This is a genomic window from Snodgrassella sp. ESL0323 (assembly GCF_013346865.1).
Taxonomy (GTDB): domain Bacteria; phylum Pseudomonadota; class Gammaproteobacteria; order Burkholderiales; family Neisseriaceae; genus Snodgrassella; species Snodgrassella alvi.
On sequence record NZ_JAAEDT010000019.1, the window covers coordinates 1 to 15,730 of the forward strand.

Consider the following 15,730-nt stretch of genomic DNA (forward strand, 5'->3'; position numbering starts at 1 on the left):
AAAGTGAGAAAAATACTTATAATGATGTTGTGTTCAAAGACGCCCGTTTTGCCGATGCTCAGTTCATCCGTTCCGGTAATGATCTGATTATTAAAGCTTACGGGGATTCAGACTCTGTAACCCTGCCTAATTATTTTAATTATTATAGTAATAATTCCCGCGGATTTAACTTTATTTTTGAAGACAGAACCATCGATGCACAGGATATTAAAAAAGAGATTACATTCACCCTGAATGGCGACGATGGTGATAATGTCATTCATGGTTGGGATTCCAAGGATATTATCAGCGGCGGCAAAGGTAATGATACCTTGTATGGGGAAGCCGGTGATGATGAATTATACGGTGATGAAGGTAATGATGCGCTTTATGGCGGCGATGGTAATGATATCCTTGTCGGTGGCGACGGGGATGATTACCTTGAAGGCGGTCTAGGCTATGATATTCTGATTGGCGGTCCCGGTAATGATACTCTTAAAGGCGGTAACGGAAATGATCGCTATGAATTTGCAGCCGGCCATGGTCAGGACATTATTTATGATGGGGCATATGAAAGTGAGAAAAATACTTATAATGATGTTGTGTTCAAAGACGCCCGTTTTGCCGATGCTCAGTTCATCCGTTCCGGTAATGATCTGATTATTAAAGCTTACGGGGATTCAGACTCTGTAACCCTGCCTAATTATTTTAATTATTATAGTAATAATTCCCGCGGATTTAACTTTATTTTTGAAGACAGAACCATCGATGCACAGGATATTAAAAAAGAGATTACATTCACCCTGAATGGCGACGATGGTGATAATGTCATTCATGGTTGGGATTCCAAGGATATTATCAGCGGCGGCAAAGGTAATGATACCTTGTATGGGTATGCCGGTGATGATGTATTATACGGTGATGAAGGTAATGATACGCTTTATGGCGGCGATGGTAATAATATCCTTGTCGGTGGCGACGGGGATGATTACCTTGAAGGCGGTCTAGGCTATGATATTCTGATTGGCGGTCCCGGTAATGATACTCTTAAAGGCGGTAACGGAAAGGATCGCTATGAATTTGCAGCCGGCCATGGTCAGGACATTATTTATGATGGGGCATATCAAAGTGAGAAAAATACTTGGGGTGATGTTGTGTTCAAAGGCGCCCGTTTTGCTGATGCTCAGTTCATCCGTTCCGGTAATGATCTGATTATTAAAGCTTACGGCATTACAGACTCTGTAACCCTGCCTAATTATTTTAATTATTATAGTAATAATTCCCGCGGATTTAACTTTATTTTCGAAGATAAGACTGCTGGCGAAGAGGATATTAAAAATAATCTTACGCCAATTTTAAATGGCGATGATGATGATAATGTGATTACCGGCTCTTCAAAGCACGAAATTATCAATGGAGGTAAAGGTAATGACACCTTATATGGCAATGCCGGCAATGATATCCTGAATGGGGATGAAGGAGACGATACACTAGACGGCGGTGATGATAATGATATTCTGATTGGCGGCCCCGGCTACGATATCCTGATTGGCGGTCCCGGTAACGATCAGCTTTATGGCGGCGATTATGAAAAAGACCGCTATGAATTTGAAGCTGGCCATGGACAGGATATTATTAATGATGCTGCATCTTCAAGTGAAAAAAATACATTTAATGATGTTGTATTTAAAGATGCCCTGTTTGCTGATGCTCAGTTCATCCGTTCCGGTAATGATCTTATTATTAAAGCTTATGGCAATTCAGATTCTGTAACTCTGCCTGACTATTTTAACGTTAACAACGTTAACAGCCGTGGATTCAACTTTATTTTTGAAGATAAAACTGCTGATGAAAAAGATATTATAAATAATCTTATGCCTATTTTAAATGGCGATGATAATGATAATGTGATTACGGGTTCTTCAAATAATGAAATTATCGATGGTGGTGCCGGTAATGATAAATTATATGGCCAAAACGGTGATGATATCCTGATTGGCGGTGAAGGTAATGATTACATGGAGGGTGGTTATGATAATGATACTTATGTGTTTGCCAAAGGCCATGGACAGGACACTATTTATGAAGTTAGCGGTAATGATACCATTCAGTTTACTGATGTTAATTTTTCTGAAGTAAAATTCAGGAAAGAAAACTATGATTTAATTATTTACGGCTACAACGAAAATGATTCAATTCGGGTCGAGAACTTTTTCTATGGTAGTTTTGATTCCAATGTAATAGAAAATTTTGTCTTTAAGGATCAAACCATTACTTTAGCTGATTTTCGTAAAAACGGTATGCAACTATTTGGTACCAGCGGTGATGATATCATTACTCTTACTAACGGTCGTGCTCTTATATATGGCGGCGACGGTAACGATACCATTACTACCGGTAGCACTAACGATGTTCTGGATGGCGGTGCCGGTGATGATAAATTATATGGCCAAAACGGTGATGATATCCTGATTGGCGGTGAAGGTAATGATTACATGGAGGGTGGTTATGATAATGATACTTATGTGTTTGCCAAAGGCCATGGACAGGACACTATTTATGAAGTTAGCGGTAATGATACCATTCAGTTTACTGATGTTAATTTTTCTGAAGTAAAATTCAGGAAAGAAAACTATGATTTAATTATTTACGGCTACAACGAAAATGATTCAATCCTGATCAAGGACTTTTTCTATGGTGGTTATGATAATAATGCAATAGAAAATTTTGTTTTTAAGGATCAAACCATTACTCTAAAAGATGTGCATAATATTATCAGCAAACAGTAATAATATTCGGCAACTGAATAAGATAAGGTTATGTCTATTTATTATTCATACATCAGATAATGTTTAATATCAAAAACTGGCTTTGTAATAATACAAAACCAGTTTTTCACTATTCTGAATCACCTATTTAAACATGCATCCCTGTTAAACGGGCAGTATCCTGAGCAATCATCAGCTCTTCATTAGTCGGAATAACCAAAACTGCTGCTTTACTATCTTTTGTGCTAATCACACCCGGTGTACCGAAGCAGGCTTCCATATTGGCATCATGATCCAGAATCATGCCAAATACATTCAGATAATTAACTACTTTTTCGCGCATTGTAGTTGAGTTTTCACCAATACCACCGGTAAATACCAATGCATCCAGACTGCCGCAGGCAACCATCATACCGCCTACATATTTAGCCAGACGATAGGCAAATACATCCAGAGCAAGCTCGGCACCTTTGTGTCCGTTAGCAGCAGCTTCTTCCAGCATACGGCAATCGTTAGAAAGATTAGATAAACCCAGCATACCGCTTTCTTTGTTCAGCATTTCGGTGATTTCATCAATGCTCATTTTGGCATTCGCGGCCAGGAAAGAGAAAATACTCGGATCGATATCGCCGCAACGGGTACCCATAACCAGACCTTCCAGCGGAGTCAGCCCCATGCTGGTATCCTGTGAACGACCGTTTTTAACAGCGGTGATAGAGGCGCCATTACCCAGATGAGCAATCACCATGCTCATTTCATTAATATCACGGCGCAAAAATGCTGCGGTTTCCTGAGCAACATAACGGTAGCTGGTACCATGCGCACCATAACGGCGTACACCGTAACGGGTATACAGTGTTGACGGTATAGCATAATGATAAGCATGCGGTGGCATAGTCTGATGGAATGCTGTATCAAATACTGCTACCTGCGGCAGCTCGGGAAACGCCTGCTGTGCTGCCTGAATACCCAGAATATGAGCAGGATTATGCAACGGAGCCAGTACAATACAGGCTTCAATATCACGCATTACTTCAGGAGTAATCACTGTAGACTGGGTAAATCGTTCGCCGCCATGTACGACACGATGGCCGATAGCTTTGACACGGTCATATAAACCCAGATCTTTTAACTGTTCCAGCAAAGCCATTACAGCTGCAACGTGATCATGATTGCCGGTTAGGGCGTGTTTATGTTTTTCACCATTGATTTTAAAGGTGATAAAAGCATCAGTATTACCTACTTTTTCAGCCAGACAGCTCATTAAAACTTCTTTTTCGGCTAAATCCATGACTGCGGCTTTTACTGAAGAACTGCCACAGTTAAGTACCAATACTAAATCCTGCTCACTCATGTTGTTGTCCTGTTATATCGTGATTATTAAATTCAAAATGAATAATTAATTTTATTCAGCGGGCAAACAGCGTGCGTGCACCTGTAAAACGCTGGCTAAAATAGGGCTGGTCCAGTCTGGCCGTGCGAATAACACCGCTGCTGGAAGGCGCATGAATAAATTCACCGTTGCCAATATACAGCCCCATATGTGAATAAGCCTGTCCCGAAGTGTTGAAAAACACCAAATCCCCAACCTGCAAATCTTTTGTGCGGATCGGGGCGGAAACAGCTGCTATATCACGTGCGGTACGAGGCAGATTTACCTGCAATGCCTGCTGGTAAACGTATTGCACCATACCACTGCAATCAAATCCGCTACCCCGGCTACTGCCGCCATAACGGTAGGGTGTACCTATCAGACTCATGCTATGCAACAGCAATTCCTGACTCCCTACCTGATGACTGACTTTAGTAATCCGAATAGGAGCCAGACGGGGTTGGGTACCAGACTGTACTATTATTTTTCGACTACTAATTCTGCAGGCAGAAAGAAATAAAACAAGCGCACCTAAAACAGCACGCCGCTGTGCATTACATGTAACCATTAGTTATTTACCCTGTTGTGATTACCTGAATCATGCTTACTGAGTGAATATAACATGAGTTGGTAATAATTTCTCTAAGCATTAAGGCTTAAATGACAATCATTACATTAACTAACCTTGTCGTACAAATCATACAAATTTTACCACTTTGTGAAAGCTATATCGCTCTGAGAAGTTTTAATCTCTTGACAGTGTCCTTGTGCAAGAATAGAGTAGAAGCACTAATTGATAAAAGCCAACCGAATGAAAGTGCTTTCCAGATTTTTTACTGTAATTACAGGCTTTTATTATAAGCAATACTTTAAAGCATCGCTTACTAAACAAAATACAGGAAGCAATATGCAGGAATTTGCACCACTAGTTATTCGCAATCATCATCTCATTCCGATTGTTCAGGGCGGTATGGGCGTAGGTGTTTCTGCCTCAAGTCTGGCCAGTGCAGTAGCACGAGAAAATGGAGTAGGAACGATTGCCAGCGTGGATTTACGTCATTTGCATCCCGATTTACTTGAGCAGTCCAAAGAAAATCCTACGCAGGAAAAATACGATACCTTAAACAGGATTGCACTTGATCGTGAAATTAAATCCGCACTTGCCCAGTCTGAAGGACGCGGAATGATCGCAGTTAATGTGATGAAAGCGGTTAAAGACCATCATGCGATGGTACAGCAGGCTTGTGAATCCGGTGCACACGCAATTGTAATGGGAGCAGGTCTGCCGCTGGACCTACCGGATATGACTGAAAATTTTCCTGATGTTGCTTTACTGCCTATTTTGTCTGAATCACGCGGTATTGGTATTGTGCTTAAACGCTGGATGAAAAAGAACCGTCTGCCTGATGCAATTGTAATCGAACATCCCGCCCATGCTGCTGGGCATCTTGGAGCAGCAACTGTTGCCGGTGTTAATGATGAACGTTTTGAATTTAAACGGGTACTGACTGAAACATTCGAATTATTTAAAAAACTTGATCTGGAACGGGAAAAAATTCCTTTGATCATTGCTGGCGGGATGGCCAATTTTCAGAAAATTACCGTAGCCTTACAAGAATGGGGTGCAGCTGCTGTACAAATCGGTACAGCATTTGCTGTGACTCAGGAAGGTGATGCACATATCAATTTCAAAAAAACTCTCGCCGGTGCCGAAGGCGAACAAATTGTAGAATTCATGTCGGTAGCCGGCTTGCCGGCACGTGGCGTTAAAACTAAATTTCTGGATAGCTATCTGAAACGTGAAAGCGTATTACAGGCTAATGCCAAAGCAGACCCGCGGCGCTGTACGCAGGGGATTAATTGTTTGTCCGTTTGCGGCTTACGAGATGGTTTGGAAAAAGTCGGACAATTCTGTATAGATCTGAAACTTGCTGCAGCCTGGCGCGGAGAAACTGACAAAGGTTTATTTTTCCGTGGTAAAGATCCGCTGCCATTCGGTTCAGCTATGCGCACTGTTAAAGAAACCATTGAATATTTACTGACCGGCGAAATTCAGGCTGTCCAGAAATCTGCCTGAAATTGCTGAACAATTTCATAAGCCACATGCATGCATGTGGCTTTTTATTTGTCTGTAACCGGTATTTTTCGGAGCTAAAAATGAATACTTACTGCCGCAGTAATTTGAATGGTGGTAGTATCAAAGCATTTACAATAATTTGTATTTACGATTATGAATCCGAAACTGGAATTGTTACAGCCCTATCCTTTTGCCAGACTACGTAAATTAATGGATGGTCTGGAACCACCGGCTGATCTCCAGCCTATATCATTACATATTGGTGAACCCAAACACCCTACCCCGTCGGTTTTAACTGATGCACTGATTCAGCATCTGGATGGACTTGCAGCCTATCCGGTTACTGCCGGCATTCCTGAGCTTCGTCAGGCTTGTGCTCAATGGCTTATGCGCCGCTACTCAGGAGTAAAAATTAATCCTGATACTGAAGTATTACCCGTGTTGGGCAGCCGGGAAGCATTATTTGCATTTACTCAAACCATCATTGACAGCAGTACTGAATACCAGCCCGTAGTTGTCAGCCCGAACCCTTTTTATCAGATATATGAAGGTTCAGCCTTGCTGGCTGGCGCGCGGGTAGAATATGTCAATTGCCGCGCTCCGCATTTTATGCCGCAATGGCAGGAAATCGATCAGAATACATGGCCAAAGGTACAATTGGTTTTCGTTTGTTCTCCGGGCAACCCTAGTGGCGCGGTAATGAATCTGGACGAATGGAAAAAACTATTTGATTTACAGGACAAATACGGATTTGTGATTGCGTCAGATGAGTGCTATTCAGAAATTTACTTTGATGATGATAATAAGCCTCTGGGTGCATTACAGGCGGCTAGTCAATTAGGCCGGACATTCGACCGTCTGATTATGTTTACCAGCCTGTCAAAACGTTCTAATGCACCCGGTCTGCGTTCCGGTTTTGTAGCAGGTGACAGTAAACTACTGGCTGATTTTCTGCTCTACCGCACCTATCATGGCAGTGCCATGAGCCTGCCCACACAATACGCCAGTATTGCTGCATGGAATGATGAAGAACACGTCATTACTAATCGTAATCTGTATCGGGAAAAATTTGATAAAGTAATTCCGATATTACAGCAAAAATTTGCCCTGCATAAACCTGATGCTTCATTCTATCTGTGGCTGAATGTTCCCGATTGTGATGATTTGGCCTTTACACAGAAATTATGGCAAAAAGCAGCGATTCGTGTACTACCGGGACGTTATCTTGCCCGTAATACACCATACGGTAACTCCGGAGCAGGCTTTGTGCGGATCGCACTGGTATCCAGTGTCGAAGAATGTGTTGAAGCTGCCAATCGTATGATAAAACTGGCTTTTTAGAATTGGTCTCAAACAGATACTTGAATTAAAACTAAACCAGAATTGCCGGCTTCAATTTGAATAGTAATTCTGGTTTTTAATAGTATGGCATAAACAGCTATTGTTTATTCTACGTTCTGTACCTGCTCGCGCATTTGTTCAATCAGTACTTTAAGCCCTACTGATGCCTGTGTACATTCAATGGCTATTGCTTTACTGCCAAGCGTATTGGCTTCGCGATTTAGTTCCTGCATCAGAAAATCCAGACGTTTACCCACACTGCCGCGATGTTCTTCTATCAGACGTCGTGCTTCAGCTATGTGCGTATTTAAACGATTCAGTTCTTCATCTACATCGGCTTTTTGCATAAACAATGCGAATTCCTGTTTCAGGCGCTCTGCATCTACCTGAGCCACTGCCTCGCGCAAACGGGCTTCAGCCTTATTCATATAGTCCTGCAATAATTGCGGGAACAACTGCTGCATAGCTGCCACGATATCTGTCATATCATTCAGACGATCCAGCAAATGCTGCTGCAGTTTTTCACCTTCCCGAGCCCGCGCTGCTTTAAATTCGGTGAGGACTTGTCCCAGTAAAGTCTGTACACCGTTATGTAATATTTCCTCGTCTTCCGTTGGCGCCACAATAACACCGTGGAAATGCAAAATATCTGCAACAGTTAATTTACCTAAATCTTTATACTTGCGACGCAACTGTTGATTAAATGATGCCAGTTGTTCTACCAGTTTGTGATTAACCGGTAAATCATCAGTACTTTCGCTGGGCAGAGTTTGAATCTGAATACGGCATTCCAGTTTACCCCGTGTCACCTGAGAACTGATTAATTCACGCATCTTGCCTTCAAACGGACGTAATTCTTCTGCAATTTTAAACTGGATATCTAGATAACGATGGTTAACTGCTCTGAGCTCAATATTGATTTGGCGATTTCCACATTGTTCTGAAGCATTTGCATAGCCAGTCATACTGTATAACATATATATTTTCCTTAAACCGTTTATTCCTGCCGGGTTATATTCAAACTGGCAATTAAATTAAGTATAACGAAAACAGCTTAATCCATAAAAGGTTTAATTGATATGAATCGCAACACACTGGTTATATAATTCTGCATTCATCTCCCGACAAAGTCTCTAAATATGAAAAACACACCTCTATCCAATCGTTCCGAACGTGCTGACGATGAGCCACGTCATCTTAGTATCGTGCCTGATTTCCTCGCTCAGGCAGACGGTTCTGTACTGATTTGCTGCGGTAATACTAAAGTAATTTGCACAGCAACTATTGATGAAAATGTACCAGGTTTTTTAAAAGATCAGGGTCGTGGCTGGGTAACAGCAGAATATGGCATGCTGCCCGCCTCTGCCAATGGCCGTATTCGCCGCGAAGCAGTAGCAGGAAAGCAATCGGGGAGAACTCAGGAAATTCAGCGCCTGATTGGCCGCTCCTTACGGGCAGTCGTTGATTTAGAAAAACTGGGCAGCCGCCAGATACTGATTGACTGTGATGTTATACAGGCCGACGGAGGCACACGCACCGCCAGTATCAGCGGCGCTTATGTTGCACTTGCTCTGGCAGTCAGAAAATTACTGGAAAAAGGGCTGATCAGTGAAAATCCGATTCGTGAAGCTGTAGCTGCTATCTCAGTCGGCATGATTGACGGTAATCTCCTGCTCGATTTGGATTATCCGGAAGATTCTTCCTGTGATGCAGATATTAATGTAGTGATGACCGCCTCACAACAGCTGGTTGAAATTCAGGGTACAGCCGAAGGAGCTACTTTCAGTATCGGTCAGTTAAATGATTTAATCACCTTGGCACAAAAAGGAATTAAACAAATTCTTGCTGCTCAGCAACAAGTACTGGCTGAAAATTAATTCACAAAAATACAATCACCTATTTTCCGAATTTAAACATTATTTAAAACAAGCTGCCTGAACCTGACAAAATACTCACTCAGCAGCTTGTTTTTGCATGATAAAAATGCTAAAAAGAATGTCCGACAGGATATTTAAGCAGGCAGGGTTAACACAACCTGTCCTTTTTTGACATTATAACAACCCGGAAAGCAAGCAGTATTATGGCGTTAATCGTACAGAAATACGGCGGTACATCAGTTGGAACAGTTGAACGTATAAAAAATGTAGCTCGTCGTGTAGCACAAGCCAGAGCCAATGGTGATGATGTAGTAGTGGTTGTATCCGCTATGAGCGGAGAAACCAACCGTTTGGTTGCACTGGCACATGAAATTCAGGAAAAGCCCAATCCGCGTGAACTGGACGTTGTTTTATCAACGGGTGAACAGGTCACTATCGGTCTGCTTGCCATGGCTTTGCACAGCATTGGCGTAGACGCAAAGAGCTATACAGGCTGGCAGGTAGCCGTTAAAACCGATTGTGCTCATACCAAAGCACGCATTGATGAGATTGATGAGATACGCATCCGCACAGATCTCAATGCCGGTAAAGTTGTTATCATAGCCGGTTTTCAGGGTGTTAATGCCAACAATGATATTACCACTCTGGGTCGCGGCGGTTCGGATACCTCAGCAGTAGCACTGGCAGCAGCACTGAAAGCAGACGAATGCCAGATCTATACTGATGTGGATGGCGTATACACCACCGACCCGCGTGTTGTACCGGAAGCGCGCCGTCTCAATACCATTTCATTTGAAGAAATGCTTGAACTGGCCAGTCTGGGCAGTAAAGTATTACAAATCCGCTCAGTAGAGTTTGCCGGTAAATATAAAGTGCGGCTGCGCGTATTAAGCAGTCTGGAAAACAGCGGTAATGGCACATTAATCACATTTGAAGAGGATCAGAATATGATGGAACATGCGGCAGTATCCGGTATTGCTTTTGATAAAAATCAGGCACGAATTAATGTGCGCGGGGTACCGGATACGCCGGGAATGGCTTCACTGATACTGGGAGCTGTCGCCGATGCCAACATTGAAGTGGATATGATTATTCAGAATGTCGGCTCAGCAGGAACCACAGACTTTTCCTTTACCGTACCACGCAGTGATTATCAGAATACGCTGGATATTCTTCATGAAGTGCAGAAAACAATAGGAGCGCGTGAAGTCTGCGGCGATGATACCGTATGTAAAGTATCAATAGTCGGCATGGGCATGCGTTCACATGTTGGCATTGCTTCTACCATGTTCCGTACTCTGGCTAAAGAAAATATCAATATCCAGATGATTTCTACTTCTGAAATCAAAGTGTCTGTGTTAATTGATGAAAAATATCTGGAGCTGGCCACCCGTGTACTGCACCAAGTGTTTGAGCTTGATAAAGAACCAATAAAAAAAGGCTGAAAACTCCTTTTTAATTCATGTAAAAATTAACACAGGCCGGCTAAGTCACATCAGCCGGCCTTTAATTATTGTACAATTGCAGGTATTTGCATAAATTAGTGCTGTATCCATGTCTCATACACCAAAACGCGAATACGAAAACAATAAACTAATTAAAAGACTTCGTCATCAGGTTGGCGCTGCTATTAATGATTTTCAGATGATTGAAGACGGCGACAAAATCATGGTTTGCCTTTCCGGTGGTAAAGACAGCTATGCATTATTGGACATCCTGCTCAGATTACAAAAATCTGCACCAGTACAATTTGAAATTCTTGCAGTTAATCTTGACCAGAAACAACCGGGTTTTCCTGCACATATACTGCCGGATTATCTGCAAAGTCTTGGCATTCCGTTTCAAATTATTGAAGAAGACACCTATAGCGTAGTCAAACGGGTAATAGATGAAGGCAAAACTACCTGTGGTCTGTGCAGCCGTTTGCGTCGCGGTATTTTATACCGGGTAGCCAAAGAAAATAACTGTACCAAAATTGCTTTAGGTCACCATCGCGATGATATTCTGGAAACCCTGTTTCTGAACATGTTTTACGGAGGCAAACTTAAAGCCATGCCGCCCAAATTGCTGTCAGATAACGGTGAGCATATCATCATCAGACCATTAGCCTATGTTAAAGAAAAAGATCTGATCCGGTATGCACAAATGCTGGAATTTCCAATTATTCCATGCAACCTGTGCGGCTCACAGCCCAACCTGCAACGGCAGGTTATCAAAGATATGCTCCAGCAATGGGACAAACAGTTTCCCGGGCGCATTGAATCCATGTTTTCGGCCATGCAAAACATCGTACCCTCTCATCTGGCTGATTATCATTTATTCAATTTTGCCGGCTTGCAACGTGGACAACAACTGCCACATGGCGGCGATATTGCCTTTGACCGTGAACATTTTTCTCCAATTACAACACCAGCACAGACTGGTGATATTAATCAGCCTGCCGGTGCAGGCAAAACTGTTATTAACATTTTAGATTCTCGATAGTAAGTCCCCTTATGAAACAACCAAGAAAAAAATTAACTCCTGCAAAAGCTATGGTTGCCGCTATCAGTGGCTATGCCATGGATGGTTTTGACCTGCTGATACTCGGTTTTATGCTCAGCGCCATCAGTGCTGATCTCGGACTGAATCCTTCTCAGGCAGGTTCACTGGTAACATGGACATTAATCGGTTCTGTTGTCGGCGGTATCGTTTTCGGACATTTAAGTGATCGCTTCGGCCGAATACGCATGTTATCGCTAACCATTCTCATGTTTGCCGTTTTTACTGGTCTGTGTGCGGTTGCACAAGGTTATTACGACCTGCTTATTTACCGGGCTCTGGCAGGTATGGGGCTGGGCGGAGAGTTCGGTATCGGTATGGCAATGATTGCAGAAGTATGGCCTGCATCAAAACGTAATCGCGCATCAGCTTTCGTCGGTATTGGCTGGCAGCTGGGTGTATTGGCGGCTACTTTTATTACACCATTCCTGCTTCAGCATATCGGTTGGCGTGGCATGTTTGTCGTAGGATTATTTCCGGCTATCGTATCCTATTTTATTCGTCATGATACCAACGAACCGGAACAATTTACCCGCGAACATAAAGCAAATGGTGAGTTGTCATTTTCTGCACGTCTTAAATTACTGGTTAAAGACCGTCAGACAGCTAAAACCAGTCTAGGTATATTTATTCTTTGCGCTGTACAAAATTTCGGTTATTACGGTTTAATGATTTGGATGCCCAGTTATCTTGCCAAAAAACTCGGATTCAGCCTTACAGATTCCGGCAACTGGACTGCGGTCACCGTTATTGGCATGATCATCGGTATCTGGCTGTTCGGTTTTCTGGCCGACCATTTTGCCCGCTGGAAAATCTTTCTGATTTACCAGATTGGTTCTTTTATCATGGTGGCACAATATGCACAGTTGCAGGACCCCACTGCATTACTGATATGCGGCGCCATTATGGGCTTATTTGTCAATGGCATGATTGGCGGCTATGGAGCACTGATTTCTGATAACTTCCCCCCGCATGTGCGTGCAACTGCCCAGAATGTATTATTTAATCTGGGTCGTGGCATTGGCGGACTAGGGCCGCTGGTTATCGGTTTTCTTGTTAAAGAATGGTCATTTTATGTTGCCTTATGTTTACTGGCATCTATTTACCTTCTGGACATCATTGCCACTTTATGGCTGCTTCCCAAACACAATAATACCTCGTCCAATGATGACAATCTTGGTGTTATAGGGTGATTTATTATTCTTTCAGTGCAGATATATATCTATCTGCACTGATTTTTTTACCATTAGGCCATGAGTAGAAATTATGACAACATTCACTAAAGTAATTTTATATACCGGAAGTGATGGTTTTGCCCGCTTCAAAGAAGAAAAAATTGAATTAAACGAAGGTAATGAAAAAAGCCAGTTATCACCTTGGTTTAATGCAGAAGGGTTACAATTACGTTACAGTCCGGTGGGTTTTAAAAGTGATTTTCACTGCACTGGTAAACCGCAATGGCTGATAGTATTACAAGGAGTGATGGAAATCGGACTACGCGATGGTAGTACCCGCCGCTTTAGTGCCGGAGAACATTTTTATTCTGCCGACACTTTACCTGAAGGCATTACCTTCGACTCAAATATTCATGGACACTGCAGCCGTCTAATTGGCGATGTTCCTCTGATTACGGCGTTTATTCGCGATTAAACCAAAGTAATCAATATATACAAAGGAAAATAAATAATGTCTCAATCTATGCTGTTTACACTTCCGGATACCGAAGGAAATAACTTTAATATTGCAGAACATTTACCAGCTGTGGTTTATTTCTATCCGAAAGACAGCACACCAGGCTGTACAACCGAAGCACAGGAATTCAGTGCTTTACTGCCCCAATTCAAACAACTTGGCTATAACGTGATTGGTATTTCCCGTGATAGTATGAAAAGCCATCATAATTTTATCTGCAAATATGAACTTAACGTTACCCTACTTTCAGATAGTGAAGAAACAGTATGCAGACAATTTGATGTACTTAAAGAGAAAAACATGTATGGTAAAAAGGTATTCGGTATTGAAAGAAGTACCTTTATCCTGAATCAGGACGGGCAAATTACACAGGAATGGCGTAAAGTTAAAGCGGCCGGTCACGCCCAAATTGTTTTAAATACACTGCAACAGCATGCCTAGTTACTCATATCAAGCGCCCTGCTGCTCATTAAAACTGGAATTCAGTCCTGAGCAAAAATTAAAGGCTATCCATTGGCAAAAACCCTTTTCAGAAGCCTTACCTGACCTGACTGGATTCTGGGCAAAACAGCTTGACTCCTATTTTAATGGCAGCCTGCAAAAATTTAACTATCCTCCTTCCACTGACGGCACTGCATTTCAGCAAAAAGTTTGGCAGGTTATTGCCGATATCCCCTATGGTCAGATTGCCACTTACGGAGATATCGCGCGTGTGCTAAACAGCTCACCCAGAGCCGTAGGTCAGGCCTGTGGTAAAAACCCGTTACCAATTATTATTCCTTGTCATCGGGTTGTATCAGCCAGTGGTCTGGGAGGGTTCAGCCTCAGTACCAATGCTTTTGAACTAAATATAAAGCGTTGGCTGCTTAAACACGAAGGAGCAACATGGTAAATGATACTTTACCGGCAGAACTACTCGAACCAATCGAGTCATTACTCGAACATCTTTGGCTTAGCGAGCAGCTGGCATTCAATACACTGGAAAGTTACCGGCGGGATTTGAATAAAATTGCTCGTCGCATACAAGCCGAACATCTGAACTGGCTGAATGTAGATCCTTTGTCACTTGCATCTGCTGTATTTATTCCTAGTGAAAAACCATCTTCACAGGCACGTGCATTATCAGCCTGTAAACGTCTGTTCAGTTGGATGCATGAATATAACCGCCGTCAGGATATACCTACCGAACAGCTGCAAATGCCTAAAAAAGGGCAATACTTGCCGGATATTATTTCCGAAACACAGATAGATGCTCTATTAGCAGCCCCTGATACCAAAACCTTTCTGGGTCTGCGTGATAAAGCCTTACTGGAACTTATGTACGCTACTGGATTGAGGGTTAGCGAAGCTGTTAACTTACGAATCAATGAAATCGATTTACAAAACGGCCTGTTAAGTACCATCGGAAAAGGAAATAAACAGCGTATGGTTCCATTAGGGGACGAAGCAACCGACTGGCTGGAAAATTATTTTACAGATGCCCGCCCTGCTTTACTTAAAGGACGTGCTTGTGATGCAGTATTTGTCAGTCAGAAAAAAACAGCCATCACTCGGCAGCTGGCCTGGATGATTGTGACCAAATATGCTAGTGCAGCCGGCATCCATCATCTTAGCCCGCATGGTTTGCGTCATGCTTTTGCTACGCATCTTGTGAATCATGGTGCAGATTTACGTGTAGTGCAATTGCTTCTGGGACACGCTGATATCGGCACAACACAAATTTACACACATGTTGCCAATGAACGCCTAAAACAGATTGTGCATCAGCATCATCCGCGTGGATAAAAAATTATTTGGTTATTCTGCTTTGTATAGAGTAAAAGATTATAAATCCAGAAATTTTGTTTTTATTTATTGAAGATGTAATAAAAATTTATGATAATTTGATATATACTGGACAAATAAATAACACTATATATTCAAACAACTAAATGTGACAAGGTTATTTTATTTTAAAATAAAAATATTAACCACTTAGAAAAAAACAACTAAATGAAATAATAAATCACCTAATACTTATACTTAATTTAAAAAATTCGAAATCATTTAAATTTTTAACTACTATTTATTTAATATTAGATTT

Annotated in this window: 14 protein-coding genes; 11 read left to right on the forward strand and 3 right to left on the reverse strand. The window is 42.1% G+C overall.

Annotated features, from left to right (window positions below; translation table 11 throughout):
* The coding region (locus tag GY065_RS07340) for a calcium-binding protein (protein WP_305852052.1) at positions 1-2,768 on the forward strand (2,768 nt) is incomplete at its 5' end.
* Positions 2,769-2,895: 127 nt separating this feature from the next.
* On the opposite strand, the gene GY065_RS07345 is transcribed toward GY065_RS07340, so the two are convergent.
* Both GY065_RS07345 and GY065_RS07350 read right to left on the reverse strand, forming a co-directional pair.
* A complete protein-coding gene (locus GY065_RS07345) occupies positions 2,896-4,101 on the reverse strand; it encodes an acetate kinase (protein ID WP_025330927.1) in 1,206 nt (401 codons plus the stop codon).
* A 55-nt stretch (positions 4,102-4,156) separates the two neighbouring features.
* Complete coding sequence (locus GY065_RS07350; RefSeq protein ID WP_174833642.1) at positions 4,157-4,687, reverse strand: C40 family peptidase; 531 nt, start codon at positions 4,685-4,687, stop codon at positions 4,157-4,159.
* A gap of 339 nt (positions 4,688-5,026) precedes the next feature.
* On the opposite strand from GY065_RS07350, the gene GY065_RS07355 reads away from it, so the two are divergent.
* Both GY065_RS07355 and dapC read left to right on the forward strand, forming a co-directional pair.
* Positions 5,027-6,196: a nitronate monooxygenase family protein gene (locus GY065_RS07355; protein ID WP_025330929.1), complete on the forward strand. Its 1,170-nt coding sequence runs from the start codon at positions 5,027-5,029 to the stop codon at positions 6,194-6,196.
* A gap of 153 nt (positions 6,197-6,349) precedes the next feature.
* Positions 6,350-7,537: a succinyldiaminopimelate transaminase gene (gene dapC, locus GY065_RS07360; protein ID WP_174833643.1), complete on the forward strand. Its 1,188-nt coding sequence runs from the start codon at positions 6,350-6,352 to the stop codon at positions 7,535-7,537.
* A 104-nt stretch (positions 7,538-7,641) separates the two neighbouring features.
* On the opposite strand, the gene GY065_RS07365 is transcribed toward dapC, so the two are convergent.
* Positions 7,642-8,514 (reverse strand): YicC/YloC family endoribonuclease, encoded by an 873-nt coding sequence (locus GY065_RS07365; protein ID WP_174833644.1) that lies wholly within the window; start codon positions 8,512-8,514, stop codon positions 7,642-7,644.
* Between the two features lie 162 nt (positions 8,515-8,676).
* Between GY065_RS07365 and rph the strand changes: the two genes are divergently transcribed.
* The 8 genes from rph (at position 8,677) to xerD (ending at position 15,432) form a co-directional block, all read left to right on the forward strand.
* On the forward strand, positions 8,677-9,414 hold the full coding sequence (rph, locus tag GY065_RS07370; RefSeq protein WP_174833645.1) for a ribonuclease PH: 738 nt from the start codon (positions 8,677-8,679) through the stop codon (positions 9,412-9,414).
* Positions 9,415-9,617: 203 nt separating this feature from the next.
* A complete protein-coding gene (locus GY065_RS07375; protein WP_174833646.1) occupies positions 9,618-10,859 on the forward strand; it encodes an aspartate kinase in 1,242 nt (413 codons plus the stop codon).
* A 109-nt stretch (positions 10,860-10,968) separates the two neighbouring features.
* Positions 10,969-11,898: a tRNA 2-thiocytidine(32) synthetase TtcA gene (ttcA, locus tag GY065_RS07380; protein WP_041880387.1), complete on the forward strand. Its 930-nt coding sequence runs from the start codon at positions 10,969-10,971 to the stop codon at positions 11,896-11,898.
* Positions 11,899-11,909: 11 nt separating this feature from the next.
* On the forward strand, positions 11,910-13,148 hold the full coding sequence (locus GY065_RS07385; protein WP_202984073.1) for an MFS transporter: 1,239 nt from the start codon (positions 11,910-11,912) through the stop codon (positions 13,146-13,148).
* Positions 13,149-13,221: 73 nt separating this feature from the next.
* On the forward strand, positions 13,222-13,605 hold the full coding sequence (locus GY065_RS07390; RefSeq protein WP_084547264.1) for a hypothetical protein: 384 nt from the start codon (positions 13,222-13,224) through the stop codon (positions 13,603-13,605).
* 36 nt (positions 13,606-13,641) lie between these two features.
* Positions 13,642-14,088, forward strand: a complete 447-nt coding sequence (locus GY065_RS07395) for a peroxiredoxin (RefSeq protein ID WP_084550013.1) — start codon at positions 13,642-13,644, stop codon at positions 14,086-14,088.
* Entirely contained in the window at positions 14,081-14,539 is a 459-nt protein-coding gene (locus tag GY065_RS07400) for a methylated-DNA--[protein]-cysteine S-methyltransferase (RefSeq protein WP_174833647.1), read from the forward strand. Before GY065_RS07395 ends, GY065_RS07400 begins: the two co-directional genes overlap by 8 nt.
* A complete protein-coding gene (gene xerD / locus GY065_RS07405) occupies positions 14,533-15,432 on the forward strand; it encodes a site-specific tyrosine recombinase XerD (protein WP_174833648.1) in 900 nt (299 codons plus the stop codon). The genes GY065_RS07400 and xerD overlap by 7 nt, the downstream gene beginning before the upstream one ends.
* Positions 15,433-15,730 lie beyond the last annotated feature (298 nt).